At 73.4% G+C, this 26,662-nt stretch carries 21 protein-coding genes and 2 pseudogenes; 7 read left to right on the top strand and 16 right to left on the bottom strand.

Annotation, left to right across the window (positions count from 1 at the left end; genetic code table 11):
* Positions 1 to 235: 235 nt before the first annotated feature.
* Positions 236 to 397 (bottom strand): hypothetical protein, encoded by a 162-nt coding sequence (locus QQS16_RS44035; RefSeq protein WP_502963942.1) that lies wholly within the window; start codon positions 395 to 397, stop codon positions 236 to 238.
* A 21-nt stretch (positions 398 to 418) separates the two neighbouring features.
* Between QQS16_RS44035 and QQS16_RS30570 the strand changes: the two are divergent.
* Both QQS16_RS30570 and QQS16_RS30565 read left to right on the top strand, forming a co-directional pair.
* Positions 419 to 760, top strand: a pseudogene (locus QQS16_RS30570) (DNA/RNA non-specific endonuclease); the annotation flags it as partial.
* A 69-nt stretch (positions 761 to 829) separates the two neighbouring features.
* A complete protein-coding gene (locus QQS16_RS30565) occupies positions 830 to 1,363 on the top strand; it encodes an SMI1/KNR4 family protein (RefSeq protein ID WP_286065275.1) in 534 nt (177 codons plus the stop codon).
* Here the strand turns inward: QQS16_RS30565 and QQS16_RS30560 are convergent.
* On the bottom strand, positions 1,331 to 1,849 hold the full coding sequence (locus QQS16_RS30560) for a hypothetical protein (protein ID WP_286065274.1): 519 nt from the start codon (positions 1,847 to 1,849) through the stop codon (positions 1,331 to 1,333). The genes QQS16_RS30565 and QQS16_RS30560 overlap by 33 nt on opposite strands.
* Positions 1,846 to 2,097, bottom strand: a complete 252-nt coding sequence (locus tag QQS16_RS30555; RefSeq protein WP_502963863.1) for a hypothetical protein — start codon at positions 2,095 to 2,097, stop codon at positions 1,846 to 1,848. Before QQS16_RS30555 ends, QQS16_RS30560 begins: the two co-directional genes overlap by 4 nt.
* A gap of 52 nt (positions 2,098 to 2,149) precedes the next feature.
* Between QQS16_RS30555 and QQS16_RS30550 the strand changes: the two genes are divergently transcribed.
* Positions 2,150 to 2,320 carry a DUF5999 family protein gene (locus QQS16_RS30550; protein ID WP_502963862.1) on the top strand — a complete coding sequence of 57 codons (171 nt, stop codon included), beginning with the start codon at positions 2,150 to 2,152 and terminating at the stop codon, positions 2,318 to 2,320.
* An 89-nt stretch (positions 2,321 to 2,409) separates the two neighbouring features.
* On the opposite strand, the gene QQS16_RS30545 is transcribed toward QQS16_RS30550, so the two are convergent.
* Both QQS16_RS30545 and QQS16_RS30540 read right to left on the bottom strand, forming a co-directional pair.
* A complete protein-coding gene (locus QQS16_RS30545) occupies positions 2,410 to 2,808 on the bottom strand; it encodes a RidA family protein (protein WP_286065273.1) in 399 nt (132 codons plus the stop codon).
* On the bottom strand, positions 2,805 to 4,175 hold the full coding sequence (locus QQS16_RS30540) for an acyl-CoA dehydrogenase family protein (RefSeq protein ID WP_286065272.1): 1,371 nt from the start codon (positions 4,173 to 4,175) through the stop codon (positions 2,805 to 2,807). Before QQS16_RS30540 ends, QQS16_RS30545 begins: the two co-directional genes overlap by 4 nt.
* Positions 4,176 to 4,242: 67 nt before the next feature.
* Between QQS16_RS30540 and QQS16_RS30535 the strand changes: the two genes are divergently transcribed.
* The 3 genes and pseudogenes from QQS16_RS30535 to QQS16_RS30525 all read left to right on the top strand — a co-directional run bounded on the left by QQS16_RS30535 (position 4,243) and on the right by QQS16_RS30525 (position 7,420).
* On the top strand, positions 4,243 to 6,045 hold the full coding sequence (locus QQS16_RS30535; RefSeq protein ID WP_502963931.1) for an AMP-binding protein: 1,803 nt from the start codon (positions 4,243 to 4,245) through the stop codon (positions 6,043 to 6,045).
* Between the two features lie 15 nt (positions 6,046 to 6,060).
* On the top strand, positions 6,061 to 6,873 hold the full coding sequence (locus QQS16_RS30530) for a PaaX family transcriptional regulator (RefSeq protein WP_286065270.1): 813 nt from the start codon (positions 6,061 to 6,063) through the stop codon (positions 6,871 to 6,873).
* A 36-nt stretch (positions 6,874 to 6,909) separates the two neighbouring features.
* A pseudogene (locus QQS16_RS30525) lies at positions 6,910 to 7,420 on the top strand (adenylyl-sulfate kinase).
* 106 nt (positions 7,421 to 7,526) lie between these two features.
* On the opposite strand, the gene QQS16_RS30520 reads toward QQS16_RS30525, so the two are convergent.
* Complete coding sequence (locus QQS16_RS30520) at positions 7,527 to 9,806, bottom strand: bifunctional salicylyl-CoA 5-hydroxylase/oxidoreductase (RefSeq protein ID WP_502963930.1); 2,280 nt, start codon at positions 9,804 to 9,806, stop codon at positions 7,527 to 7,529.
* 92 nt (positions 9,807 to 9,898) lie between these two features.
* Positions 9,899 to 10,726, bottom strand: a complete 828-nt coding sequence (locus tag QQS16_RS30515) for an enoyl-CoA hydratase family protein (protein WP_286065267.1) — start codon at positions 10,724 to 10,726, stop codon at positions 9,899 to 9,901.
* A gap of 342 nt (positions 10,727 to 11,068) precedes the next feature.
* On the opposite strand from QQS16_RS30515, the gene QQS16_RS30510 reads away from it, so the two are divergent.
* Positions 11,069 to 11,521, top strand: a complete 453-nt coding sequence (locus QQS16_RS30510) for an ATP-binding protein (protein WP_286065266.1) — start codon at positions 11,069 to 11,071, stop codon at positions 11,519 to 11,521.
* Between the two features lie 95 nt (positions 11,522 to 11,616).
* Here QQS16_RS30510 and argF read toward each other — a convergent pair whose 3' ends face one another.
* The 9 genes from argF to QQS16_RS30465 form a co-directional block, all read right to left on the bottom strand.
* Positions 11,617 to 12,624 carry an ornithine carbamoyltransferase gene (gene argF / locus QQS16_RS30505; RefSeq protein ID WP_286065265.1) on the bottom strand — a complete coding sequence of 336 codons (1,008 nt, stop codon included), beginning with the start codon at positions 12,622 to 12,624 and terminating at the stop codon, positions 11,617 to 11,619.
* 142 nt (positions 12,625 to 12,766) lie between these two features.
* Positions 12,767 to 13,990 (bottom strand): arginine deiminase, encoded by a 1,224-nt coding sequence (locus QQS16_RS30500; protein WP_286065264.1) that lies wholly within the window; start codon positions 13,988 to 13,990, stop codon positions 12,767 to 12,769.
* 159 nt (positions 13,991 to 14,149) lie between these two features.
* Positions 14,150 to 15,916 (bottom strand): HEXXH motif domain-containing protein, encoded by a 1,767-nt coding sequence (locus QQS16_RS30495; protein ID WP_286065262.1) that lies wholly within the window; start codon positions 15,914 to 15,916, stop codon positions 14,150 to 14,152.
* A gap of 72 nt (positions 15,917 to 15,988) precedes the next feature.
* Positions 15,989 to 16,216 carry a hypothetical protein gene (locus QQS16_RS30490; RefSeq protein ID WP_286065260.1) on the bottom strand — a complete coding sequence of 76 codons (228 nt, stop codon included), beginning with the start codon at positions 16,214 to 16,216 and terminating at the stop codon, positions 15,989 to 15,991.
* A gap of 117 nt (positions 16,217 to 16,333) precedes the next feature.
* Entirely contained in the window at positions 16,334 to 17,482 is a 1,149-nt protein-coding gene (locus QQS16_RS30485) for an effector-associated domain 2-containing protein (RefSeq protein WP_286065259.1), read from the bottom strand.
* On the bottom strand, positions 17,479 to 18,582 hold the full coding sequence (locus QQS16_RS30480) for a hypothetical protein (RefSeq protein WP_353479698.1): 1,104 nt from the start codon (positions 18,580 to 18,582) through the stop codon (positions 17,479 to 17,481). Before QQS16_RS30480 ends, QQS16_RS30485 begins: the two co-directional genes overlap by 4 nt.
* Positions 18,583 to 19,318: 736 nt before the next feature.
* Positions 19,319 to 23,908, bottom strand: coding sequence for an FxSxx-COOH system tetratricopeptide repeat protein (fxsT, locus tag QQS16_RS30475; protein WP_286065257.1), 4,590 nt, complete (start codon positions 23,906 to 23,908; stop codon positions 19,319 to 19,321).
* A complete protein-coding gene (locus QQS16_RS30470) occupies positions 23,909 to 24,970 on the bottom strand; it encodes an AAA family ATPase (RefSeq protein WP_286065256.1) in 1,062 nt (353 codons plus the stop codon).
* Complete coding sequence (locus tag QQS16_RS30465; RefSeq protein WP_286065254.1) at positions 24,967 to 26,448, bottom strand: VMAP-C domain-containing protein; 1,482 nt, start codon at positions 26,446 to 26,448, stop codon at positions 24,967 to 24,969. Before QQS16_RS30465 ends, QQS16_RS30470 begins: the two co-directional genes overlap by 4 nt.
* Positions 26,449 to 26,662: the final 214 nt, after the last annotated feature.

The following is a 26,662-nucleotide window of genomic DNA, read 5'->3' as shown; positions in this document are numbered from 1 at the left end:
AACGTGCGGGCAAGATGATTTCGCAATGGGTGACGATGCATCAGAGACATCTGAGTCCCCGTCAGCCTTCACGGAGAGTGCTCGCCAAGGGGCCTCGCGGCAACGCCGTCACGACATTCGAGTACGACATCTTCGACGAACTCGCGGTGGCCGCGAGCCCGGACGCCAGACTGGAACGTCTGCGCGATCGCCATGGCCGCCTGAGGTCCGAGAAGGTCAACGGCCGGACCCTGACCTACGCGTACGACGCGCTGGGGCGCCGGGCGGGAAGGACGACTCCGAGCGGTGCGGTCAGTGAATGGTCGTACGACGCGGCGGGGCGCAGGACGAAACTCACCGCGTCCGGGCGCGAGATCGCCTTCTCTTTCGACGCCCTGGGCCGCGAAGTGGAGCGCATCCCACGGACCCGCATGGTGATCCCCCTGGTTGGCAGAAGGACAAGGGGTACAACCGAGCCCATCTCCTCGGCGCACAGCTCGGCGGATCCAACTACAATCCGGCAAATTTCGTCACCATGCACTCCTACGCCAATTCCCCCGTCATGAGGCATATTGAAAACCAAATCAGGGCCGCAGTCGAGTCCGGGGAGACCATCCAGTACAGCGTCACCCCTCGATACAACGGGGCTGATAAAATCCCCACGGGAGTAGACGTCGAGGCATACGGCTCGGATGGTTTCGAGTTCACTCAGCACAGAAGTACCGGAATCACCGAGTCGGGAAATACCGCATTCATACCCAACCAGAAAAGGGGAGGCTGACGAGAGCAGTGAAACGAAGCTAACGCCTGCCAACCGGACTCACTTGATGCATAGGAACAGGACCCAGCCGTGACCAACGCCCTCACGCATCTGCTTGAGATCGCGCCAGCGCCGAGCGAGTCCCGCCAGAAAGACTGGGACGAGGTCGAGCGCAGCCTTGGGGTCGAGCTTCCCGCCGACTACAAAAAGCTCATCCACATCTACGGAGGAAGCAACTGGGACGACTACCTGTACGTCCTGGAGCCTGGCTGCCCTAATGAGAACTACGACCTCATCGAATGGGCAGAGCACCAGGCCGAAGACCTGGAAGACCTGTGGGAATTCGAAAGAAAGCCCGCGGAACTGGAAGTCGAAGGGTCCACAGTCATCCCATGGGCGACCACGGACAACGGAGAATGCCTCTACTGGCTTGTTCGGCCTGGCCAGGAGCCGGACCAGTGGACTGTCATGGTGAACGAGGCGCGCGGCGACCGCTGGGAGCACTTCCCCGTATCCTGCACACAATTCCTCGCCTCTTCCCTCGACCGAGAGCTGCATTCGAGCATCCTCTCGTCCATGTTCCCCCGCGCTTCACATGAATTCCGACAGCTGGGTGCGGTGTGACGAGGCGGTGTCGATGATCAGCAGTGGGCACCGGCTGACGACCGCCAGCTCCCGCTCGCTGTCCACCCCGGGCCGAGGGCGCAGGTCTGCACCAGTTGTCGGACCGCCCCGCACGCCCACCCCGGTCTGCACCAGTTGTCGGACCGCCCCGTACGCCTGGTGGGTCTTGCCCGCGCCGACCACCCCGGCCATCAGCAGACTCGGGCCGGTTGTGACCTGCCGCCGGGCTCCCAGGCTGGGCGCGACGGCCTGCTGGGCGATGTCCAGGACCCAGTCCAGGACCTGCGAATGGTCGGCGACCGCACCCTGGTAGCGCGGGGGCATCGCGGCCGGCAGGGCATCCAGCGGGGAGAAAGACTCGGGCTCGTCGACCAGAGCGGCGACGGCTGCCGGGTCGATGTTGCGGGCGGCCAGGATCCGGGCCATCCGGTCCAGGGTGCCTGCGCCGCCGAGCGTCTGCGGGTCGCGGGTACGGGTGCGCGTCACAGCTCCTCGGCGTAGGCGGCGGCAGCGTCGACCGGGTTGGTACACGCCTGGTGAGCGGGCACGTCAGGCCGGATTCCCGGCCGTGCCGAACCGGCCGCTCGTGCGTTCATGGCGTCGTTGACCAGGCTCGGCAGGCGGCTGGGGTGGCCCTGGATCTCCGCGAAGCGCTTCAGTCCGGCGCGGACGTGTTCTGAGGCGATGCCCTCACCGAGAAGCTTCTTGACGATGCGGCCGAGGTGTCCGATCACGTCGCTGGGCGGACGCTCGTCGCACGCGGCGACGTACTCGCCGATCAGGTCGTTGACCGAGACGGCGGTGGCGGGCGCTGTCGTCGCCGCCCACCCCGAGCAGGGCTGGAACCTGCACTGCGACGGCGCGATCGTCTTCGACGACACCGGTGAACTGCTGCCCGACGGCAGCGCCGTCGCCCCGCACCGGGCACCCGCCGAGCGGCTGCCGACCGCCGCCTGACCACTGCGGCCAGGCGGAGGCACCCGGCCGCCGCATGGGCCGCCGCCCACCCTCTCGGCGAGGTGCGGGCCGGGGCTCGTCCCCCGTCCTCACGGCAGGACGGCGAACCCGTCCAGTTCGACGGCGGCCTGGTCGTCCCACAGGCGTACGACCTCCACCACCGCCATGGCCGGATAGTCGCGGCCCGCCAACCTCCGCCAGATCCGGCCGAGTTCGCCGGCGTGGGCGCGGTACGCGGTGATGTCCGTGGCGTAGACGGTGACCCGGGCGAGGTCGCTCGGGGTACCGCCGGCGGCGCGCAGGGCGGCCAGGAGGTTGCCGAGGGACCTCTCGAACTGCTCGGGGAGGGTGCCGCCGACGAGCTTGCCGTCGGTGTCCAGGGCGGTCTGGCCGGCCAGGAAGACCACCCGGGTGCCGGTCGCGACGACCGCGTGCGAGAAGCCGGTGGGCGGAGAGAGTCCGGGCGGGTTGACTCGCTCGACGGTCACGCGTCGGCCTCCTGGGCGTCCATGGTCGCGTACAACTCCCGGGCGATGATGCCGCGTTGGATCTCGCTCGCGCCCTCGTAGACGCGCGGCGCGCGCACCTCGCGGTAGAGGTGTTCGAGGAGGTGGCCGCGGCACAGGGCCCGGGCGCCGTGCAGTTGGACGGCCGCGTCGACGACGTACTGCGCGGTCTCGGTGGCGAGCAGCTTGGCCATCGCCGCGCGCCCCGGGACGTCCGGCGCGCCCTCGTCGTACGCCGTCGCCGCCGCGTACACCATCAGGCGGGCCGCCTCGGTGCGCAGGGCCATCTCGGCGACCTGGTGGGCGACCGTCTGGAGCTCCCGCAGCGGGCCGCCGAAGGCGTCCCGTCGGGCGGTGTGGGTGAGGGTCGCGTCGAGTGCCGCCTGGGCCATGCCGACCGCGAACGCGCCGACGCTGGGCCGGAAGAGGTCGAGGGTGCCCATGGCGACCCGGAAGCCGCGGTCGACCTCGCCGAGCACGTCGTCCGCGGTCACCGGCACCGCGTCGAAGTCAAGGGCGCCGATGGGGTGCGGCGCGAGCATGTCGATCCCGGTGCCGGTCAGGCCGGGCCGGTCGGCCGGCACGAGGAAGGCGGTGACACCACGGGCGCCGGCACCGGCGGTGGTGCGGGCGAAGACGGTGTAGAAGTCGGCCTCGGGCGCGTTGGAGATCCAGCACTTCTCCCCGCTGAGCCGCCAGCGGGCACGTCCGTCCGGCTCGGCGCCGAGCGGGGTCGCGGCGTCTGTGCCGGCGGAGGAGGCGGCACTCACCCATCCCGGCGGAACGGGTGACTCCTTGTCCGGTGCGGAGGTGGTGCCTTCCGGTACCGCCGCGGCCCGGTACGCGCCCTGTCCGGGGCCGGCACCTCCCCCAGCCGCCGCTCGGTGCGCGTGCTGCACGGACCCGGCACCTCCCGCAGCCGCCCCTCGGTGCGCGTCCTGCGGCCGCTCCGCCCGCAGAGCCAGTGCCGCCGCGTCCGAGCCCGCGCCCGGCTCGCTCAGGGCGAACGCGGCCACCGCCGTGCCGTCGGCGACCCGGGGCAGCCAGCGGGCCCGCTGGGCCGGGGTGCCGTGGGCGTGCACCGGATGCGCGCCCAGGCCCTGGAGGGCGAGGGCGGTCTCCGCCTCGGTGCAGGCGTACGCCAGGGACTCCCGCATGAGGCAGAGGTCCAGGGCGCCGGAGGTGAACAGGCGGGACAGCAGGCCGAGTTCGGCGAGTCCGGCGACCAGGGGACGGTTCACCCGACCCGGTCGCCCCCGCTCGGCGAGCGGGTGCAGCCGGTCCGCGGCCAGGGTGCGCAACCGGGCGCACCAGGCGGCCTGTTCCGGGTCGAGCGAGAATGCGGGCATCGCCGTCCTCTCTCCCCGTGGGCGTGGGCCACGGGCCACTCCCCTCGACGGTATCGCGCACCGTTGACTGCCGTCACCAACACGTTACGCTCGTTGCGCGAGCCCTCCACGTGTCCGCACCCGGACCGCAAGAGGACCCGCGGTCGAACCCGCGGTCGGACCCGCACGAGGATTCACACCCGAGCCCCACCCCGAGCCCCACCCGAGCTGCCGCCCCGAGCCACACCCCGCCGCCCACCACCGACGCCCACAAGGCAAGGGGGCGAACGCCATGAACTCCTCGGCCCACGTCGACACGTTCGCGCGCGACCACCTCCCGCCCCCCGGCCAGTGGCCCGAGCTGCGCTTCGACCTGCCGGAGCTGCGCTACCCCCAGCGGCTCAACTGCGCGGCCGAGCTGCTGCGCGGCCACCCGGAGAACAGTCCCGTGTTCCGCACGGCCGCCGGCCCGCCCTGGACGTACGGCGAACTCCGCGCCCGCGTCGACCGCGTCGCGCACACCCTCACCCGTGACCTCGGCGTCGTCCCCGGCAACCGGGTCCTGCTGCGCGGCCCCACCACGCCCTGGCTGGCCGCCTGTTGGCTGGCGGTGCTGAAGGCGGGCGCGGTCGCCGTCACCGTGCTGGCCCAGCAGCGCCCGCACGAGCTGAGCACGCTGTGCGAGATCGCCGAGGTGCGGCACGCCCTGTGCGACGTCCGGGTCCTCGACGACCTCGCCAAGGCCGGGATACCGGAACTCCGGATCACGCCGTACGGCGGTGACGCGCCCGACGACCTGCTCAGCCGGGCCCGGACGGCACCCGACGATCCGTACCCGGCCGTGCGGACCGCGGCCGACGACGTCGCGCTGATCGCGTTCACCTCCGGCACCACCGGTCGCCCCAAGGGGTGCATGCACTTCCACCGGGATGTGCTGGCCATCGCGGACACCTTCTCGCGCCATGTGCTGCGGCCCCACCCCGACGATGTCTTCGCGGGCAGTCCCCCGCTCGGGTTCACCTTCGGACTCGGCGGCCTGGTGGTCTTCCCGATGCGGGCCGGCGCGAGTGCCCTGCTCCTCGAACAGGCGGGCCCGCGGCAGCTGTTGTCCGCCGTCGCCGAGCACCGTGTCTCGGTGCTGTTCACGGCCCCCACCGCCTACCGGACGATGCTCGGCGAACTCGACGCCCACGACGTCTCGTCCCTGCGCCGCTGTGTCTCCGCCGGTGAGAACCTGCCCGCCGCCACCTGGCGCGCCTGGCACGAGCGGACCGGGCTGCGCCTGATCAACGGCATCGGCGCCACCGAGCTGCTGCACATCTTCATCTCCGCCGCCGACGAGCGGATCAGGCCGGGGACGACCGGAGTTCCCGTACCGGGATGGCACGCGCGCGTGCAGGACGAGGACGGCGAGCCGGTGCCCGACGGCGAGCCCGGGCTGCTGGCGGTGCGCGGGCCGGTCGGCTGCCGGTACCTCGCCGACCCTCGGCAGCGGGAGTACGTGCGCGGCGGCTGGAACGTCACCGGCGACACCTACGTCCGTGAGCCCGACGGCTACTTCCGGTACGTGGCCCGCGCCGACGACATGATCATCTCGGCCGGGTACAACATCGCGGGGCCGGAGGTCGAGGACGCCCTGCTGCGGCACCCGGACGTGGTGGAGGCGGCGGTCGTGGGCCGGCCCGACGAGGCGCGCGGACAGGTGGTGGTGGCCCATGTGGTCCTCAAGGAGGGGGCCGGACGGGACACCGGGGCGCTGCGCGCCTTCGTCGCCTCCGAACTGGCGCCCTACAAGTGCCCGCGCGAGATCGTCCTGCTGGACGCGCTGCCGCGCACGGCGACCGGAAAGCTCCAGCGGTTCAAGCTACGTACCGATGGTGACCAGCGGTGATGCCGACGACCTAAGATGATCAATGTGTCCGAGCAGCATGCACCACGGTCTCTCATCGTCACGCTCTACGGCGCGTACGGCCGCTTCGTGCCCGGCCCGCTGCCCGTCGCCGAGCTGATCCGGCTACTGGCCGCGGTCGGCGTGGACGCCCCCTCGGTCCGCTCGTCGGTGTCCCGGCTCAAACGGCGCGGGCTGCTCGTGCCGGCCCGTACGGAGCGGGGCGCGGCGGGGTACGAACTGTCCTCGGACGCCCGCCAGTTGCTCGACGACGGCGACCGGCGCGTCTACGGCACCCCGCCCGAGGAGGACCAGGGCTGGGTGCTCGCCGTGTTCTCCGTGCCGGAGTCGGAACGGCAGAAGCGGCACGTGCTGCGCTCCCGCCTGGCCGGCCTCGGCTTCGGCACCGCGGCCCCCGGCGTGTGGCTCGCCCCGGCGCGGCTGTACGAGGAGGCCCGGCACACCCTCCAGCGGCTGCGGCTCGACGCGTACGTCGACCTCTTCCGGGGCGAGCACCTCGGCTTCGCGCCGACCGTGGAGGCGGTCGCCCGCTGGTGGGACCTGGCCGCCATCGCCAAGGAGCACGAGGCCTTCCTCGACGCCCACGCGGGCGTGCTGCGCGACTGGGAGCGGCGCACGGACACCCCGCCCGAGGCGGCGTACCGCGACTACCTCCTCGCCCTGGACTCCTGGCGCCACCTCCCCTACGCCGATCCCGGGCTGCCCGCCCGGCTGCTGCCCGAGGACTGGCCGGGTGGCCGGTCGGCGGCGGTGTTCCGGGGGCTGCACGAGCGGTTGCGCGACGCGGGCGCCGCGTTCGTCGGCGGGTGATCCGGCGCACCACCCGTCCCTGAAGCACTTACCGGGCTGCCGAGTGCGGTCAGGACGACCATCGCGCGCCACCTCGGTGAGCGGCTGAGGTCCCAGGGACATCGCGTGAGGATCCGACGGCGACGAGATCCGCCGCGTCCTCGTGGCGGGCCTCGGCTTCTCCCCCGCGGACCCGCACCACGAACGTGCGGCGTACGGGCCGGTCTCAAGGTGCTCGCCCGCAACGGCGTCCTGTCCGTTCCGTCGTCCCGGTGATCGCGCCGCACGCGGACAGCCGCCAGGCCGTGCGCGCCCGGCACGAGGCGAGCGGGACGCCGTACCTCGAGGTGCGTGTCGCCACTCCGGTGGCGGTGTGCGGCGAGCGGGACGTGAAGGTGCTCCCCGCCCGGCAGGCCGGGGCACGCTGTCCGGTCCGACCGGCGCCGACGGCCCGTACGAGCCTCCCGCGGACCCGGCACCGGTGCCGCGGACCCAGGAGCGGACCCGGTGGAAGTCGGCGGATGTGGTGCCGGCCGGGGGCCGGTCTGAGCACTCCCGCCCCCGGTGAGGGTCTCCCCTCTCCGCCGGCGCACCGGCGCCCGCCTGCTCGTCGGCCGGGCGGACGGAGCCACGCCGACCGCCGGCATGGTCGGCCTCGCTGTCTGGGAGCGAGGTCAACCGCCGGGCGCCAGGCGGGGCCTGGGGGCGTCCGTCCGTCCCGTCGGCGGACGGCGGCTGCCCGCCCGGTACGGCACCGGCCAGACGACGCCCGGTCCGTCGTACCCCTGCTCGGCCGCCGCGTGCACCGTCCAGTGCGGGTCGTACAGATGCGGCCGGGCCAGCGCGCACAGGTCCGTACGCCCGGCCAGGATCAGGGAGTTGACGTCGTCCCAGGAGGAGATCGCGCCGACCGCGATCACCGGGACGCCGACCGTGTTCCGGATCCGGTCGGCGAACGGCGTCTGGTACGACCGCCCGTGCTCGGGCCGCTCGTGGGCGACCACCTGCCCGGTCGACACGTCGATCGCGTCGGCGCCGTGCGCGGCGAAGGCGCGGGCGATCTCGACGGCGTCCTCGGCCGTGGTGCCGCCCTCGGCCCAGTCGGTGGCGGAGATGCGGACGGTCAGGGGTCTCTCCTCGGGCCACACCCCGCGGACCGCGTCGAAGACCTCCAGCGGGAAGCGGAGCCGCTTGGCGAGGGAGCCGCCCCAGGCGTCGGTACGGCGGTTGGTCAGCGGGGAGAGGAAGCCCGAGAGCAGGTAACCGTGCGCGCAGTGCAGTTCGAGCAGATCGAACCCGGCACGGGCGGCACGCCGGGCAGCCGACGCGAACTGCTCCCGGATGTCGGTGAGTCGGGCACGGCACAGCTCGCGCGGGAGCTGGCTGTCCGGCCGGTACGGGATCGGGGAGGCGGCCACGAGCGGCCAGTTGCCGTCCTCCAGGGGCTCGTCCATGCCCTCCCACATCAGCTTGGTCGAGCCCTTGCGTCCGCTGTGGCCGAGCTGCACGCCGATCGCGGTGCCGGGCGCCCGCGTGTGCACGAAGTGGGTGATCCGCCTCCATGCCTCGGCCTGTCTGCCGGTGTACAGGCCGGTGCAGCCGGGCGTGATCCGCCCCTCCGGGGACACGCACACCATCTCGGTCATCACCAGTCCGGCGCCACCGAGCGCCCGCGCCCCCAGGTGGACGAGGTGGAAGTCGTCCGGGAGCCCGTCGGTCGCCGAGTACAGGTCCATGGGCGAGACGACGACCCGGTTGCGCAGGGTCAGACCGCGCAGCCGGAACGGCGTGAACATCGGGGGCGTGCCGGGCGGGCAGCCGAACGCGCGCTCCACCGACGACGTGAAGCGGGCGTCGCGCAGCCGCAGGTTGGCGTGGGTGACACGGCGGCTGCGGGTGAGCAGGTTGAAGGCGAACTGGCGGGGCGGCTGGTCGAGATACAGGCCGAGGTTCTCGAACCACTCCGAACTGGCCCGGGCGGCCCGCTGGGTGGAGGCGACCACGGGGCGCCGCTCCTCCTCGTAGGCGGCCGACGCCCTGTCGAGGGACGGCTGTTCCTCCAGACAGGCGGCCAGGGCCACCGCGTCCTCCACGGCGAGCTTGGTGCCGGAGCCGATGGAGAAGTGGGCGGTGTGGGCGGCGTCGCCGAGGAGGACCACGTTGCCGTGCGACCAGCGCTCGTTGACCACCGTACGGAAGGTGGTCCAGGACGACCTGTCGGACCTGAGCGGTCTGCCGCCCAGCGCGTCCGCGAAGATCTCCGCGCAGCGCCGGGCGGACTCCCGCCGGCCGAGTTCCGCGAAGCCCGCCGCCCGCCAGACCTCCTCCCGCATCTCGACGATCACGGTGGAGGCGTCGGCCGCGTACGGATAGCCGTGCAGTTGCATCACACCGTGCTCGGTCTCCGCGATCTCGAAGCGGAAGGCGTCCAGGGCGAAGTCGGCGGCGAGCCAGAGATAACGGCAGTGGTGGGCGGCCACCTGGGGCCGGAACACATGGGCGTACGCCTCACGGGTGGTGCTGTGCACCCCGTCGGCGGCGATGACGAGGTCGTAGGACCGCTCCAGGCCGGCCGGGGCCTCGGACCGGAAGCGCAGGTCCACGCCGAGGGCGCGGCAGCGCTCGTGGAGGATCTCCAGAAGGCGGTGCCTGCCGAGTGCGGCGAAGCCGTGCCCTGCGGACCTGAGGCGGATGCCCCGGTGGACGACGTCTATCGCGTCCCAGCGCACGAGGTCACGTCGCAGGGCCGCGTAGACGATCGGGTCCGCCTGTTCGATGCCGCCGAGGGTCTCGTCGGAGAGGACGACACCGAAGCCGAAGGTGTCGTCGGGGGCGTTGCGTTCCCAGACGGTGACGTCACGGTCGGGGCCGAGACGCTTCAGCAGGACCGCGGCGTAGAGGCCGCCGGGGCCGCCGCCGACGACCGCCACGCGCCGGGGCCGGCCGGCCACCACCGGCGGCTGCGGACGCGGCTGTGCTGTGGCTGGTCTCTCGGTTCCCGGCACAGCTGTTCCCGCGCTTCCCGGCACCCCCGGGGCGGGTGCGCTCACCGTCCGCTCCAGCGGGCAGGGCGCTTCTCGGTGAAGGCCGCGTGGAACTCGGCGTAGTCCTCGCCGTTCATCAGCAGGGCCTGGGTCGCGGCGTCCAGTTCCACCGCTGCCGCCAGAGGCATGTCCAGTTCCGCCGTGAGCAGCGCCTTCGTCTGGGCGTACGCGAGGGCCGGGCCCTCGGCCAGGCGACGGGCCAGCGCCCGCGCGGCCCCGTCCGCCCCGCCCTCCTCGGTGAGCCGGCTGACCAGGCCGATGCGCTCGGCCTCGGGCGCCCGCACCGGCTCGCCCAGCATGAGCAGCCGGGTGGCGTGGCCGAGTCCGACGACCCGGGGCAGCAGATAGGCGGCGCCCATGTCGCCGCCGGACAGGCCGACCCGGGTGAAGAGGAAGGCGAAGCGCGCCGAAGGATCGGCCACGCGGAAGTCGGCCGCCAGCGCCAGCACCGCGCCCGCGCCCGCCGCCACCCCGTGCACCGCCGCGATCACCGGGAACGGGCACTCCCGGACGGCCCGGACCACCTGTCCGGTCATCCGGTTGAAGTCGAGGAGCTGGGCGGTGTCCATGGACAGGGTGGCGCCGATGATCTCGTCGACGTCGCCGCCGGAGCAGAAGCCGCGCCCCTCCCCCGCCAGGACCAGGGCCCGCACGGACCGCTCCCGGGACAGCTCGGCGAGCAGGTCGCGCAGGTCGGCGTAGGCGCCGAAGGTGAGCGCGTTGAGTCTGTCGGGGCGGGCGAGGGTGACGGTGGCGACGCCGTCGGTGAGGTCCACGCCCAGGTGCCGCCAGCGGGGGGTGCGGGCGGCGGAGCCGATGAAGGGACTCACGAGGTGCGGCCTCCTCGTTCGCGTGACGGGCACTGACGGGCACTGCCTCACGGAACTCTGCCCTTCGAAGCTATCACTCATCCGTGACTGTCGTCAGGAGTACGCGATAGCACGCCGAGGCCGGGTACCGAGCCCGGCATGGATCCGGGGATGACCCTGACCCGTCACGCCTGTCACGGATCGTCCACACCCCGGTAACGGCGGGATCGGCTGTGCGCGGCGCGGCGTTCACCCGGGTAGGCCGCCCGGCAACGGGGCCGAAGGTCCCGCGCGGTGCCCGTCGAATGCTTTCGCCGGGCGGCGCCGTACCATTCATCGGGTTGAAAGCAGGACAGCCTGCTCATGAACGGATCCGCCTTGTACGAACGTCCCCACGCCTCCGCCTCCTGGCGCATCGCGCTGCCGCACTCCGCCGCGGCCGTGCCGGTGGCCCGCGCCCTGGTGCGCACCGCGCTGACCGAGCTGGAGCACGGGGCGGACAGCGACACCGCGGAACTGCTGACGGCGGAGCTGGTGGCGAACGCCGTGGAGCACACCGCCGGGGACGCGCCGATAGAGCTCGTGGTGGAGCTGCTGCCGACCGGCTGCCAGGTCGAGGTGCACGACCCGGATCCGGCGCCGCCCGGCGATCTCACCCGCCCGGTGGACCTCGCGCCCGACCCCTGGCAGGAGCACGGGCGCGGTCTGCTGCTGATCCGCGCGCTCAGCTCGTCCTGCGGTCACCGCCCCACCGAGTCCGGCAAGGCGGTGTGGTTCCGGCTGCCGGCGGTACCGGCTCCGCGGCGTCCGGAGTGACCGCGCCCCGGACCGGCCCGGTCTCGCGACGCCCCCGCCCGGGCGCGCGCAGGACCTGATCAGGCACGCGGGGCCCGGTCGGACGCGCGGCCCGCTCAGGCCAGGGTCGCCACCAGGACCGCCTTGATGGTGTGCATCCGGTTCTCGGCCTCGTCGAAGACGACCGAGTGGGACGACTCGAAGACCTCGTCGGTCACTTCGAGGGACTCCAGCCCGTGGGCCTCGTGGATCTCCTGCCCGATCTTGGTGCCGAGGTCGTGGAAGGCGGGCAGGCAGTGCAGGAACTTGACGTCCGGGTTGCCGGTGGCGCGCAGGACGTCCATGGTCACGGCGTACGGGGCGAGCGCGGCGATCCGCTCGTCCCAGACGTCCTTCGGCTCGCCCATGGAGACCCAGACATCGGTGGCGACGAAGTCGGCGCCGGCGACGCCCTCGTCCAGGGACTCGGTGAGGGTGACCCGGGCGCCGCTGGACCCGGCGAGTTCACGGGCCCGGTCGACGACCTCCCGCGCGGGCCAGTAGGACTTCGGGGCGACGACGCGGACGTCCATGCCGAGCAGGGCGCCGGTGACCAGGTAGGAGTTGCCCATGTTGAAGCGGGCGTCGCCGAGGTAGGCGAAGGCGATCTCCTTGACCGGCTTGGCGGTGTGCTCGGTCATGGTGAGCACGTCGGCGAGCATCTGGGTGGGGTGCCAGTCGTCGGTGAGGCCGTTGTAGACGGGCACGCCCGCGTACGCGGCCAGCTCCTCCACCTTGGCCTGGCTGTCCCCGCGGTACTCGATCGCGTCGTACATCCGGCCCAGCACCCGCGCGGTGTCCTTCACGGACTCCTTGTGGCCGATCTGCGAGCCGGAGGGATCGAGGTACGTCGTGGAGGCGCCCTGGTCGGCGGCGGCGACCTCGAACGCGCAGCGGGTGCGCGTCGAGGTCTTCTCGAAGATCAGCGCGATGTTCTTCCCGCTCAGGTACCGCGTCTGGGTCCCGGCCTTCTTGGCGGCCTTCAGCTCGGCGGCCAACTCGATCAGACCGAGGAACTCCCGCTCGGTGAAGTCGAGCTCCTTGAGGAAGTGGCGGCCGGCGAGGGCGGTCGGAACTGTCGCCATGGGGGCGCTCCAGAGGTGCAGTAACAGGACGCTGGAAGTCTATACGACATCCAGAATTTCTATACAGACAGGGTTGCCCTCTCCGCGCGGCTGCCGAGGTGCGCCGCCTGTACCGCCCCCGTACGCAGTCGTACGCAGCCCGCTACACGGCTCCCCGCTCCACCGGACAGCTCATGCAGCGCGGTCCGCCCCTGCCCCGTCCCAGCTCGCTGCCCGGGATCTCGATGACCTCGATGCCCTGCTTGCGCAGATGGGTGTTGGTGGTGGCGTTGCGCTCGTAGGCGACGACGACGCCGGGCTCGACGGCCAGGACGTTGCAGCCGTCGTCCCACTGCTCGCGCTCCGCCGCGTGCACGTCCTGGGTGGCGGTCAGGACACGGATCTCGTTCAGCCCGAGCGCGGCGGCGATCGCGCGGTGCATGTGCTCCGGCGGATGGTCGGTGACCTTCAGCTCCTTGTCGCCGACGCCCGGCTCGATGGTGTACGAGCGGAGCATGCCGAGGCCCGCGTACTGGGTGAAGGTGTCGCCGTCCACCATCGTCATCACGGTGTCGAGGTGCATGAACGCACGCCGCTTCGGCATGTCGAGGGCCACGATCGTCTGCGCGGAGCCCGCGTCGAACAGCTTGTGCGCGAGCATCTCGACGGCCTGGGGGGTCGTGCGCTCGCTCATGCCGATGAGGACCGCGCCGTTGCCGATGACCAGGACGTCGCCGCCCTCGATCGTGGACGGGTAGTCGGCCTGCCCCTCGGACCAGACGCGGAACGTCTCGTCACGGAACAGCGGGTGGTGCCGGTAGATCGCCTCGAAGTGCACGGTCTCACGCTGGCGGGCCGGCCAGCGCATGGCGTTGATGGAGACGCCGTCGTAGATCCAGGCGGAGGTGTCCCGGGTGAAGAGGTGGTTGGGCAGCGGGCCGAGCAGGAAGTCGTCGAGCTCCATGACGTGGAAGCGCACGGAGGTGGGCTCCGCGTGCGCGTCCAGGAACTCCCGCTTGGTCATGCCGCCGACGAGCACCTCGGCCAGTTCGGCCGCGGGGAGGTTCTCGAAGGCGGCCCGCAGGTGGTCGGTGGCGAGGACGCCGTACTCCTTCTCGTCGAAGACCCGGTCCAGGACGAGCGCTCGGGCCGCCGGGATCTCCAGGGCCTCGGTGAGCAGGTCGCCGAAGAGGTGGACGGCGACACCGCGGTCGCGCAGCACGTCGGCGAACCCGTCGTGCTCGGCGCGCGCCCGGCGCACCCACAGCACGTCGTCGAAGAGCAGGGCGGTCTTGTTGCTGGGGGTGAGCCTTTTGAGCTCCAGATCCGGCCGGTGCAGGATGACGCGGCGCAGCTGCCCGGCCTCGGAGTCGACATGGAATCCCATGCCTCCATCCTGACCACCTACGACCGTGTTCACCCGTTCGACGACAGTTTCGGATCGAGCTCTTTTACGTCCGCGGGGCGACACCGGTGGTGAGCGTGGGGACCGGGCCGGGTGCGGACGCCCCCGGCTCACTCCCGCGCGCCCGCTCACCCGCTCCGCTCACCCGCTGGGCAGCGGCTGGAGCAGCTCCGGGCGGGCCAGCATGCGACGGGCGGTGCGGCCGGGGGTGAGGGCGGCCCGGGCGACGATCCAGCCGGCGAGGGTGTGCGGTTCGGTCGGGTCGGCGGTCAGGTCGTCGGCGTACCGGGCGAGCGCGGTGGCCGGATCTCCCGCGGCGAGATGTTCGTCGGCGGTGCGCGGGGCGGCGGGACGGGCGGCGAAGGCGTGGGTGCGGACGTCCGGCCAGGAGGTGCGGTCGGGGCGGAGGCGGGGGGCGTCCGGCGCGTGCGCGGGATCGGGCAGCGGATCGACGTTGCGCAGCCGCCACTCGGTGCGGTGCAGGGCGGCGGCCGTGCGGGCGCGGGCGAGCGCGGCCGGGGGGACGGGTTCGCGCAGCCAGCGGTCCAGGGTGCGGGCGAGACCGGTCACCAGGGCCCGGCCCTGCGGGGTGAGGCGGCCCTCGGCCAGCAGGGTGCGCACGACCAGGCGGCTCTGCAGGCGGCGCAGCGCGAAGTGGTAGCCGGCCGGCTGGGCCGCCCGCTCGTCCCGTGCGCTCGCCAGACGGTCCCGCCAGAACCCCGCGACGCCCGTGAAGGCGTACGCGCCGTGCAGCAGCCCGGTGAGATGGCGGGGGTCGGCGCGCCAGGGGGCGTAGTAGCGCTCCTCCCGGTCGTCGTCGAGCAGGGGGAACAGGTGGAGCAGCGCGGCCAGCTTGCTGTGCTGGAACTCGTGCACGAGCGTCTCGGCGAGGGCGAGCGGGGAGGAGGGCCGGGCGATGACCATGGCGCCGAAGGAGTCGCCGCTGGAGGCGGAGACCAGCACGGCGGGCGGCGCGGGTGGCTGCGCGCTGGTCCGCCCCCAGGGCACCACGGCCCGGACGGCGGCCGGGTCCAGCCGCCCGGGTCCGCTGCCGCCCGGCTCGGCGAGCACCGCGACGGCCTCCTCGAACAGCGCCTGCCATGCCTGCGCCTCGGCGCGCTCCAGCCGGGCCGGCGGCAGGGGGTCGTCGAGGTCGCGGTAGGGGCCGAGATCGTCCAGGGGGATGGCGACGGGCCCACGGGGGGTGGAGTGGGTGAGGGTACGCAGCGGCAGCCAGGGGGTGTGGAGCGGGACGCGGCCCACCGGCCGGCCATCGGCGGACGCCCCCGCGGAGAGCGGTTCCCCGCCCGGTGCTCCCCCACGGTCCAGCGGTTCGGTGACCGGGCGGACCGTGAGGGTCGTCGTGCCGCCGCGCCGGGACGGTCCGGTGAGGGTCAGTTCGCCGGCCTGAATGCCGGCCTGTCCCACCGTCCATCCCCGCTGACCCTCCGGGAGCCGGGCCAGGCCCAGGCCGGGGAGGGCGAGGCCGCCGTCGCGGAGCGGGACGAGGAGGTCCGTCCCGGTGCCCGCGCGCAGGGACGCGGTGACGGCCAGGGCGCACAGGTGTCCCGCCTCGGCCCACAGCGGCGGGCCCCCGGCGGTGCCGTGCGTGCGGCGCAGCAGGTGCGCGATCCAGGCGCCGGTCGCCGGGGCGAGCAGCAGCCGGTCGACCGGTTCCGGTGCCCGCGTGGCCGCCTCCTTCAGGACCCGCCAGGCCTCGGCGGCCGGTGTCAGCGGTGTGGACAGCGGTTCGAGGCGGTCCAGCAGGGTGCGCAGGAGCAGCAGCCTGCGTGCCCGCTCCGCCCGTTCGAGGAACGAGACGGCCTGGGCGGAGCCGCCGCCGGCGGCCAGTTCCGCGAAGATCCTCTCCGGCATGCGGAACGGGGCAGGGCGCGGCTCGCTGGACATTCCCGGGAACCTCCGTGGGTGAGCGGGCGTACGGGGACCCGGCCGGGCCCTGCCGTCGAAGCGGGCGATCGGCTATTCGGCCCGGCCTCCGGGCTCACCTCCGCCCTTGACGCTGCTCCGGGGGCGCAGGACCTCTTCGAGGAGGCGCGCGGTGGGACCGAGCGGGGCGAGCCCGTCCACGGCGGTCAGGGGCAGTGCCGCGACGTCCGCCAGATCCGACTCCCATACGTCGGTCCCGGCAGCGGCGGCCGACTGACGTACCGCTGCTTCGGCGTGGTGCAGAGCGGGCGGCTGGTCCAAGATGGTCCCCCTTCTCGCACGGTGGCACGCGATGCCCCGCGCCCATGTCCTTTTCCATCATGGCCATTCCAGCCCGGGTCGAAAACCGTACGATCACGCCACCCGATCATCTCCGGTTCAGTTCCGCTCGCGCGGACGTCTCGCCGAGGCCGCGAGATCCCGCAGCGCGGCGCTCAGTTCGCGCTTGCGGCCGGGGTCGTCGTCGACGGACACCACGGCGTCGAGCAGGTCCCCCAGCGCGTCCGGGCGGTGCCGGGCGAGCCCGTTGAGAATGCCGGTGGCATCCGTGCGGGGCTTGGGGTGACGGGGCAGTGTCGCCGTGACGTGCGGGTCCAGCGCGGTGACCACCGTCTGCCGTTCGACGGGGTCCCCCATCAACGGATAGGCGAGCAGTGCCTCGACGGCCCGTTGCAGCGGCGAGACCGGCCGCGGCCCGGGGGGCGGTTCGACCGGGGCCAGGTACTCCGTGCGCTCGGGGCTGCGCAGCTGGATCTCGGGATGCTGCAGAGTACGGCCCGCTTCCCTGAGGGCCGCGATGCGTGTTCGTACGGCCGGAAACAGTTCCTCCGGATCGGGCGGGGCGGGCAGGACGGCGGCTCGGTCGGCCAGCAGGCCGAGCAGGATCTCCGAGAACAGTCCGGTGCCGCGCACCGGATCGTTGGCGGCGGCCCGGCCCCGGCCGGCCGCCCGCAGCAGGATCTGTCGGTGGACGAGGTCGGGACGTCCCACGGGCAGGGCGTCGGGCGGCAACTGCTCCCGGAAGGCGAGGTCCTCCTCGAAGGTCTCGCAGGCGTCCACGATCCACAGTTGCCCGGCGAACCCGGGCACGGCGTCCCCGGCGTAGCGGGCGAGCGCGGAGTCCAGGTCGATGCCCAGCTTGTCGGCGGTACTGGCGTCCGCGCAGAACAGCCGCAGGTGCCCGGCCCGGTCGAGCACACCGTGCCCGCCCCACCACACCCAGAGGACGTCGCCCTGGACCAGGGGCAGTTCACGGACCAGGACGCGGCGCAGGGTGGCGTGGTCGGCGGGCTCGTACGGCAGCTCGGGGGCGTACGAGGACAACGGGGCGAGGTGGAGCCGCAGCTGGGCGTCCGGCACGCCGGCCGCGCGCAGCAGGCGGTGGAAGGCGACGGCGTCCCGGGCGGGCCCGGGCAGGTCCCAGCCGGGGCCCGCTTCGTACGTCTCGACGCCGACGATCAGCGCGTGCACACGGGCGGGATCCACCCGGGTGACACGGTCGCCCGCCGCGGGCCGGGGCCCGGTCACGGCAGACGGTCCACGATGTGGCGGTACACCTCGGGATTGGTCCAGTAGGCGCTGTGCGCGGCGGGGAACGGCTGGCGGCTGTCGACGGCGACATCGGTGACGCGGCCCGGGAACAGGCCCGCTCCGAGGTAGGAGAGCAGGTCGCGGGGGTCGTACAGGTTGAGCCAGGCGGGGACGTGCGGCGGGAGCGGGGCGGGGTGTTCGAGGGTGGGCAGGGAGCCGGACTCGTACAGGAAGGGGCCCTGGGATCCGGCCGTCACCAGGAGGCGGACCTGCGGCAGCGGGGCGCCGATCAGGGTGTCCAGGGCGATGATGCCGCCGAGGCTGTGGCAGACGAGGGCGACGGGCGGCTCCAGGCCCGCCACCAGGGTGCGCAGGTCCGCGCGGCCCGCCTCGCCCCGGCTCAGGTAGCGCAGGATGTCCCCGGCGGCGGGATGGGCGGCCTCGGTGAGGGCTCGGCGGCGGCGTACGACGGCACGCGACGCGGCGGCACCGGCCGCCCCCAACAGCAGGGACTGCAGCCCGCGTTCGGTGCCCCGGGGTGGTGCGCCGAGGGTTTCGGCGAGGCGGTCGGCGACGGCGTCGCGGGTGTCGCCGACCGGGACGAGCGGCGCGTCGGCGTCCAGGGCGTCGGCGATGACGCGGGCGGTGAGACTGCGGGCGGCCAGCACCGCGAGGTCGTCGGGGCCGAGGGTGCCGGCGGCGGGCCCGAGCAGCGGGTGGGCGGCGAGGTCGACGGCGGCGCGGGCCAGACCGGGGCCCAACTCGGCTGCGGGCGCGTCCCCTTGGGCGCCGAGCGCCGCAAGGCGCGTCTGCAGCCGCTGCTGCGGCGGGGCGGAGCCGGGCGGGCGCTCCACGACGGGTGCCGTGCCCGCCGCGGCGAGGGCGAGTTCGGCGTACGGGTCGGCGTAGAGGGCGGCCCAGGCGGAGGTGTCGTCGGTGCCGGGCGCGGCCGGGGTCTCGGCGAGGCCGCGGACATCGCCCCCGGGCGGCGCGGGCAGGCACGCCCCGCCCTCGGCGAGCGTGGCCCCGTGCGGGCCTCCCCAGTAGTACGGCACGACGCGGAGTCCGTCGCGCAGGGCGGTCAGGCCGGCCGCCACGCGCCCCGCGAGCCTCGAGAAGCCTGGTTCGCGCACTCCTGTGCCATGAATGAAGACGACCGCCGTCATGTGCCCCCCGTGACACCGGTGCAGCGCTGTGTTCGACTTCCGTTACCCCGTCAAGTTACCAGCCCCGCAGGGAGCGGAGCCCGGCAAGGGGCGGAGCCGGCCGGAGACGCCGACCGCCCCGTCGGGACACCGACGCCAAGACGTCGGCAGGCCCGGCCGAGACTCCGCCCCGCCCCGCCGGGCGACCTCGCCGCAGGGCTTCGCCGGAACGCCGACCGTGCTGCCCCGCCCGGACGGCAGCCCTGCCGTCCTCGGGGACGGCAACAGCCCGACGAAAACCTCGCCGCGCCGCCCCGACCGCGATACCCCCACCCAAACCGACCGTGCGGCCCCCGCCACGGCAGCCGTGCCGCCCCCGGAGCCGTCCGACGGAGGCTTCACCGGGTCGCCGACCGCGCTGCCCCGCCGGGACGCATCCGTGCCGCCCGCCGGGACGACAGCCGTCCCGGCCCGCACCGCGGCGGCATCACGCGACTCGTCCGGCCGCCGGCCCTACGGGCACGCCCGGACGCGCGGCACACCCGGACGCGCGGCACACCCGGACATCGGCCCCACGGACACACATCGACGCGGCACACCGACCCACCGCCCCACGGCACACCCCGACGCGGCACACCAAGCCACCGCCGTACGGCACACCCGGTCTCGGTCCCGCGCCGCGGGACGGCTACAGCGGCATCGGGGCCATGTCGCACTCGATGCGTCGGCGCTGCCTGGCCGCGAGAAGCCACGGGTGGTCGACGCGGACCACGCGGGTGAAGCCCTCCACCGCCTTGCGCTGGAGTTCGTCCGCCTCCGGTCCCCGGCCCAGGCCGCGCAGGTCCAACGCGAGGTTCGCGGTGCAGGACAGGGTCAGCGGGTGGTCCTCTCCCGCGACCTCGGCCAGCAGCGGCAGGTTCGCCTCGTCGATCTGGTGCGCCCGCGCGAAGTCCAGGCGCGCGTAAGCCGTGTTGGCCCGGCCGATGGCGACGGTCAGCGTGGTGACGTGCCGGGGGCCGATCGTCTCGGCCAGCTGCCGGGCGGCCGCGTCCTCCCGTTCCTGGGCGTCGTCGAGCACGTCCAGGGCCCGCAGCGTGGCGGCGAGATTGGCCTTGGCCAGCAGGGTGTAGGCGTGGTTGTCGCCCAGGCGCACGGCGTAGCGCTCGGCGGCGTCCTCGCCCTGCTTGCGGGCGTTCTCCAGGTCCCCGGCGAGGCGCAGGTCCACGGAGTAGTTGAGCGCCGTGGACACGGCGTCGAAGTGGTCCGGCCCGTAGCGTGCGCTGAAGCGCCGCAGCGTCTCCTCCGAGAGCTTGATCGCCTCTGCCAGGGCCCCGTCACGGCGTCGGCACACGGCGAGGTCGCGGGCGATCCGCAGGGTGAGCGGGTGTTCCTCGCCGAGCGCGGACCGGGACCGGCGGTGGGCGTCCTCCTGGAAGTCGCGGGCGCGGGGGTAGTCGCCGCTCTCGCGCATGTCGATGGAGAGGGCGTTGAGGGAGTTGAGGGTCAGGAAGTTGGCCGGGCCGAACATCTGGTCGCGCAGTCGGGCGGTCTCCTGGTCCAGCTCCAGGGCGTCCCGGTACTGGCCGCACAGCCGCAGGTCGACGCCCAGGCTGTGGACGGCGCGCAGGGTGGTGGGGTCCTCCAGCCCGAACTGGGGCCGGGCCAGGTCCGTCGCCTCCTGTCCCAGGTCGCGGGCCTCCTCGAAGCGGCCCTGATAGCGGCGGGCGTCCGCCGTCTCGCACAGGGAGTCGACCATCTCCTCGGCCTCGACCTGGATGCGCCGGGACACCTCCAGCGCCTTCTCGGTGAGCGGGATGGAGTCGGTGACCTGACCGATCTGGCGCAGCAGGAAGGCGAACCTCTTCGACATGCGGATGACGTAGATGTCGTCCTCGCCGGAGGTCTCCATCCAGGCGTGCCAGGCCTGACGGCCCAGGTGCGCGGCGCCTGTGTGGTCACCCCAGTAGTAGAGGAACAGCACCGTGTCGTAGACCAGTTCGCGCACCCAGTCGTCGGTGCTGGTGACCGCCTGCGAGGCGAGGACGTGCGGCAGCAGCTCCTGGTAGGAGCGCCATTCCAGCGACGAGGAGTAACTGCCGGGTTTGGCCGCCGACAGCAACTGGTGGGCGGCGCCCCGCATGCTCTCGCGCTCCTCGGCCCCCAGCTTGGCCAGCAGCACGGTTTGCAGCAGGCGGTGCATCTGGAGGGTGTCGGCCCGCGGGTCGACCTTGACCAGGGAGAACTGGCTGAGGTCGCGGATGGCCCGGTTCAGTTTGATCGACTCGCGCAGCAGCGGGTCGACGTCGGGTGTGATGCTGACGCCGCGGCTGCCGCGCAGCACGGACCGGGGAATGGGCTCGGGGGCCATGCTCGCGCAGATGTCGAGGAGCTGCCGGGCCCCCGGGTTGCTCTCCGCGATCCGGGTCAGCGAGATGTCCCACGCCGCCGCCACCGAGGTCGGGTAGTCGGGCGGGGTGTCGAGTTCCAGGATCTCCAGGCTGCGCTGTTGCAGGAGGTCGAGGTACTCCTGCACCAGCATGCCGGTGACGGCGCGCCACGCGCCCGCCTGCTCCACCGCGAGCGGCAGGTCACCCAGGGCCTCGGCGAGCCGCTCGGCGTCCTCGGCCGACAGGTCGGGCGAGCGCTTCTGGAGCAGTTCGACGGACTCCTCGCGCTCGAAGACGTTCACCGGCAGCGGAGTGGCCACCCGCTCCCAGGCCCGGTTGCGGGAGGTGACGATGACCTTCCCCGGGCCGTTGGGCGGGAAGTACCTGCGCGCCACGTCGATGTCCTCGGCGTTGTCGAAGACGAGCAGCCAGCGGTCGTACGGCGCCCCGCTGCGCAGTGCCTCCAGGACGGCGGGCACGGCCGTGTTGGCGGTCGGGGTGCCCACGCTCTCCTGGCTCGCCGGGGCGACGCCCAGCTGGGCCGCGAGGGTACTGAGCGCGGCGAGGATGAGGCTCTCCCGCTCGGCGGGGATCCAGCAGATCACCTTGTAGTCCTGCTGGTGCGTGTAGATGTACTCGAGCGCCAGCTGGGACTTCCCGACGCCGCCCAGTCCGTGCAGCGCGTGCGGCAGTACCGCCGCCGTGTCCTGGGCGCCGAGCTGCTCCTCCACGGCCCTCAGCAGCGCCTGCCGGCCGACGAACGAGGTGTTCCTGAGCGGAACGTTCACCATGATGGCGGGCGTGGTGGTCGTGGTGCTCGTCATGAGCTGCTCGTCCTCCGAGGCATTGGGTGGGGTCGCGTCGATTACCGGACTCGGCACTGATTCTCCAGGTATGTCGGAAATCCTCGACGCTGGATCACTGCCCTTTCCACCGGGCGATCCCTCATCGCCCGACGGGTTCACCTCAGTGGGTGTACCGGCCTGCAAACCGGCGCCCACCCGTTCGGCCCTACCGGACGCGAGCCCGGAGAGGGCGGGTTCGATGCGCTTGGCGCGCTCGGAGTACGGCCCCGACAGCGCGCGCATCACCGCGAGTTCGCTGCGGGCCCAGCCGTGTTCCGCGGGGTCGGGCAACCGCGCGCCCATCGGGTCCCGCAGGGCCGCCCGCAGGGCGACGCCCCGCTCCCCGGCGGCGGGCAGCTCGCCCACCACGTCGACGGTGCGGGCGAGTTGGTTGCGGGTGGTGGTGGCGAGCAGTGCCTCGCGGACCCCGTCGGCGAACTCCGGACGGCCCTCGCCGCCGCTGTCCCAGTCGATCAGCCCGCCCATCAGGATCTCGGCGAGATGGTCCGGACCGGTCTCCGGCATGGTGTGCCGGCGCAGCTGCTCCATGAGGTCGAACTCGAACGGCACGGCGGCCAGTTGGGTGGCGAGCCGACGCGCGGCGGGGGTGGCCAGGCGGAAGAACCGGCGTACGGCGGTGGTGGCGGCGCGCGGGAAGCGCGGGGCGCGCAGACCGGGCGCGGGGGCGCCTTTGGTGAGGGTGCCGGCCAGGACGACGGGCAGGGAGCGGCGTACTCCGCGCTCCCCGGTCACCAGGTCGGCCCAGGCGGCGATGGAACCGGCCTTCAGCGACAGGACCGGCACCGGGACGGCTCCGTCGCCGGCGGCGGGCAGCGGGCGCAGCGGGTCGGGGCCGCCGGGCGGGGCCCAGTGGGCGAGGCCGTGGTTCGGGGTGCCGAAGCCGCCGGCCTCCAGCACCGCCGGGTACGGGTAGAGGGAGGAGCGGTGGCGCAGGTGCGGCGGCAGCAGGTGGACGAGGGCGGTGGGGCCGGCGTGGGCGAGCCGGCCGAGCAGGTCGTCGGCGGCGGACGCGGCCCAGCCGTGGGCGAGCCCGTCGGTGACGACGAGGAAGACCCGGCCGCCGCGTCCGTCGAGGAGTTCGGCGGGGTCGGCGGTGGCCCGGCCGGGGGGCCGGCGCAGGGTCGCGACGCCGGTGCGCGGCACGTCGACGCGGACGCTGCGCACGCTCCGGAAGGCGCCGCTGTGTTCGGCGGCCTCGGCGAGCCGGGCGACGGCGTCCTCCCAGATCCGCATGGTGGGGGCGTCGTCGACCAGCAGCACCAGATCGAAGGCGCAGGTCCGGGCCGGGCGGAGGAAGGGCAGCCACATGCCGTCCACGACTCCCTGCTCGGCGGTGGTCTCCTCGTCGAGTTCGAGGGTGTCCCGGGAGGGGATGCGCCGGGCCAGCCGGTGCAGGGCGCGTGCGAGCAGGGCCGTGGCCCGGCCGGGGCCGTGCGGGGAGGGGCTGTCGGCGGGCAGCAGCGGGCGTCCGACGCGCAGTTCGTAGGGGCCCTCCGGATGAGGTAAGAGCCTGGCCGAAACGGCGGGGGCGTCGGCGGCACCGCCCGGCCGCGCCGGGGCGGCCGGCCGCGGGGACAGCACATCGGGGAGGTCGTCGGGCACGAGGCCCGCGGCGGGCCACCGCGTGGCGCTCACGGGCTCGGCGACGGGCGGGGACGCGGGGGTCTGCTCGCCGACCTCGGCCGGGGCCGGGCCGGGGAGCCGTACGTCCGCGGCGGGCCGGGCGGGGGGCGGGTGGCCGGAGGCGGGGCCGGGCGGGCGGGCGGCGGTGTCCGGGCCACCGTGGCGGGACCAGTACGCGGCGAGCCACACCGCGTCGCCGATCTCCTGCCAGCGCGGTGCGGCGTGTTCCCGGGTGGACGGGCCGGTGCCGTCCGGGACGGTCCGTTCCGGACCGGTGGGGAGCCGCGCTCCGGGTTCGCGCGCGTGCTCGACGGTCTCGGGGAACGCCGAAGGAGGCGACGACCCCGATACGGGACCTCCGTCGCCGAGCCCGGACGCGCGCTCCCTGGGAAAGCCGGTCATTCAGCGGCCCTTCGCGAGGTCGCGGAGCAGCATTTCCACGAGCTTACGCCCGTCACCATGCGCCTGGAAACCACCCGCGGTAGTCATCTGGACAGCGTTGAGTAGCTGGTCCAGTGAGTGTGTACCGCCGGCCTGGACCTGTTGGACGAACAGGTCCACCAGGTCGTCCGTGCCAGCCGGGCGGGTGCCGAGGTGTCCCTCCACCATGGCCACGAGCTGTTCCCGGGTGGGTGTGCGCATCTCCAACGGCAGGCAGCGCCGGCGGAAGGCGGCGGGAAACTCCCGTTCCCCGTTGCTGGTGATCACCACGACCGGGAACTCCCGGCACTCGACACGCCCGTTGTCCACGTCGACGCGGCCTCCGGGGTCGCTGGTGTGGACGCTCGCGGTGTCCGCGGCGTCGCGCACCAGTTCCGGAACGTCATAGCTTCCGTTCTCCAGGACGTGCAAGAGGTCGTTCGGCAGGTCGATGTCGCTCTTGTCGAGCTCGTCGACGAGAAGCACCCGGGGACGATCGTAGGGCAGCAGGGCGGTGCCGAGGGGGCCCAGGGTGATGAAGTCACCGAGCGCGGGCGGAAGTTGACGCTCCCTTGACTCGGGATCCGGGTTGACGTCCGCCGCCGCGGCGCGCAGGCCGGCCTGCCAGGCGGCGATGGCCTGGGCGCGGCCCATGTTGTCGTGCACGTACAGGCCGTCCCGCAGTGACGTCCGGCTGACGATGTTCCACTCCAGGACCCGTCCCAGGCCCAGTTCTCGGGAGATCAGGTAGGCCAGGGTGGACTTTCCGACCCCGGGCGGGCCGGTGACCAGCAGCGGCCGGCGCAGCAGCAGGGCCGCGTTGACCGCGTCGATCTCGTCCTGACCGAGCAGGGGGGTGATCTCCCGCGGGCCCAGCCGCCGTTCCGCGGCCTCGGGGTCGTCCGGCGGGGCGGGCTGGGCGGGGCCGCCGCGGAACCGGCGCCAGGGCGGGGGCTCCGGCAGCCGGGGCGGGACGGCCGGGGCGTGGCCCGTGGCGTGGAAGACGCGCCAGCCGTTCGGGGACGTCTGCTCCTGCGCGCTCATGCCGGTGCCTCCTCGCCGGCGAGGTCGCCGGGGTCGATGTCAACGAGTCGGGTGGGGTCGTCCCAGAAGAAGCCGATGTGGCGGCCCAGGAACCGGCTCGGCCCGTGGGTGTGCAACTCGGCGTTCCGGCGCAGGCGGTGGATGGCCAGCGGGATCTGCACGGGCATCGGCACAGCGGCGAACACGGCGGTCACCACCTCCCTGCGTTCCTCGTCGAAAACGCCTCTGCGGTCCCAGACCGCGAGTCCGATCCCCTCCGCGATGGCGGCCTTGAGCGCCTCCAGGGCGAGGTGGTCGTCGGGAGCGTCCAGCACCACGGCCGTATGTCTGTTCTCCCCGGCGAGGGTGGCCTGCCAAGCGTCGAGCCGCCCACCGTCCGGTTCACTCCAGCCGTGCACCGTGACCCCGTGCTCCCGCAGGGTGCGCCAACGCTCCCGCCACTGCTCCCGGACGAGGGTGTCGTCGCTGCGCATGCGCTCCAGGCTCCGCAGATGCACCCCGTGCTTGAGCCCGATGGGCAGCGCCCGCCCGTCACCGATCCGGTACGTCAGCCCGGCCACGTCGTGGTTGAGGAGGTCGTAGGGCAGGACGAACTCGATGCACGGCAGCGACCGCAGGCGTCCGCCCGGGCCCGGCTCGTGCGGCAGGGACCAGAGCCGGGCGCCCTGCCCCAGCGCCTGTTCCACGGCGGTGCCGAGGTCCTCCAGGGTGGTGGTGGACGGTTCGCCGGGCTGGGGGTTCCAGTGGCCCGGGACGGTGTTGAGCCAGGGACGAACGACGATCTCGCCGCTGCCGTCCCGGGCCGGTTCGACGGCGACGATCAGACAGCGCGGGATGTCGGGGTCGCTCGCCAGGCGGGCGCGCGCGGTCCTGCGGTGCTCCAGTTCCGCGGTCAGGCCGGCGCGGGCGGCCCAGTCGTCGGCCCAGCCGGCCAGGGCGGCGCGGTGGGCGGGGGTGGCGGCGAGCCGGGCCGCGCGGTCCATGAGGAGGACGGCGGGCGGCAGGCCGTCGGGCTGTGTGTTCCATTCCAGGACGTGCGCGAAGAGCTGGTCCGGGGCCAGACCGAGCGGCAGGTCCAGGCCGTTGAGCTCCGTGACGAGGTCGTCCCGCAGCCGGCTCGCGGGCAGTTCGCCCTTGGCCAGGACGGCGCGGGCGCTGTTCTCGTCGTCGCGGCTGAGCGGGCCGGGCGGGCCCCACGGCGTGTCGGGGACGGCGGCCGGGGCCGGGCTGATGAGCCGGTCGAGTTCGTCGCCCGCCGGAATTCCCTCGAGGATCCGGACCACGCCGACGAGTACGTGCTCCCCGCCCGCCACGTTCAGTGCGGCGCGCACCAGGGCGGCCACGTCCTCGCGCTGGCGGACTCCGCGCAGGTCGACCGGCCGCCCGAGCTGATCGGCCAGGAGCGCGGCGAACTGGATGCGCGCCGGGGCGTCCTCCGTACAGCTCAGCTCGCACAGGCCGTCGGTCAGGTCGACCATGAGCTCGAGTCCCCGCGGGCGCACGGTATCGTCGGTGGGCCTGCCCAACCCCGCGCCTGTCTCCACCGACTGTCCCCCATGAGCCGGTACGCCTGCCTGACGGACCTGCGAAGCTAGCACGGCACCTGACGGTTCACCAGGGACCAGGGAGACCGGGCGGCGCGAAGTCCGGCCGAGCGCGCCCCAGTTGGACGACTCGGCCGAAAACCGCTCC

This window comes from Streptomyces sp. ALI-76-A (assembly GCF_030287445.1).
Classification (GTDB): Bacteria; Actinomycetota; Actinomycetes; order Streptomycetales; family Streptomycetaceae; genus Streptomyces.
This window is presented reverse-complemented; position numbering and strand designations above follow the sequence as displayed.

Excerpts from the sequence above, each read along its gene's own strand:
- QQS16_RS44035 (WP_502963942.1), bottom strand. The coding sequence starts at position 397 with ATGCGCTCCACTTCGCGGCCCAGGGCGTCGAAAGAGAAGGCGATCTCG.
- QQS16_RS30540 (WP_286065272.1), bottom strand. The coding sequence starts at position 4,175 with ATGCCCGCATTCTCGCTCGACCCGGAACAGGCCGCCTGGTGCGCCCGG.
- QQS16_RS30530 (WP_286065270.1), top strand. The coding sequence starts at position 6,061 with ATGATCAATGTGTCCGAGCAGCATGCACCACGGTCTCTCATCGTCACG.
- QQS16_RS30510 (WP_286065266.1), top strand. The coding sequence starts at position 11,069 with ATGAACGGATCCGCCTTGTACGAACGTCCCCACGCCTCCGCCTCCTGG.
- argF (WP_286065265.1), bottom strand. The coding sequence starts at position 12,624 with ATGGCGACAGTTCCGACCGCCCTCGCCGGCCGCCACTTCCTCAAGGAG.
- QQS16_RS30500 (WP_286065264.1), bottom strand. The coding sequence starts at position 13,990 with ATGGGATTCCATGTCGACTCCGAGGCCGGGCAGCTGCGCCGCGTCATC.
- QQS16_RS30495 (WP_286065262.1), bottom strand. The coding sequence starts at position 15,916 with ATGTCCAGCGAGCCGCGCCCTGCCCCGTTCCGCATGCCGGAGAGGATC.
- fxsT (WP_286065257.1), bottom strand. The coding sequence starts at position 23,908 with ATGACCGGCTTTCCCAGGGAGCGCGCGTCCGGGCTCGGCGACGGAGGT.
- QQS16_RS30470 (WP_286065256.1), bottom strand. The coding sequence starts at position 24,970 with ATGAGCGCGCAGGAGCAGACGTCCCCGAACGGCTGGCGCGTCTTCCAC.
- QQS16_RS30465 (WP_286065254.1), bottom strand. The coding sequence starts at position 26,448 with ATGGTCGACCTGACCGACGGCCTGTGCGAGCTGAGCTGTACGGAGGAC.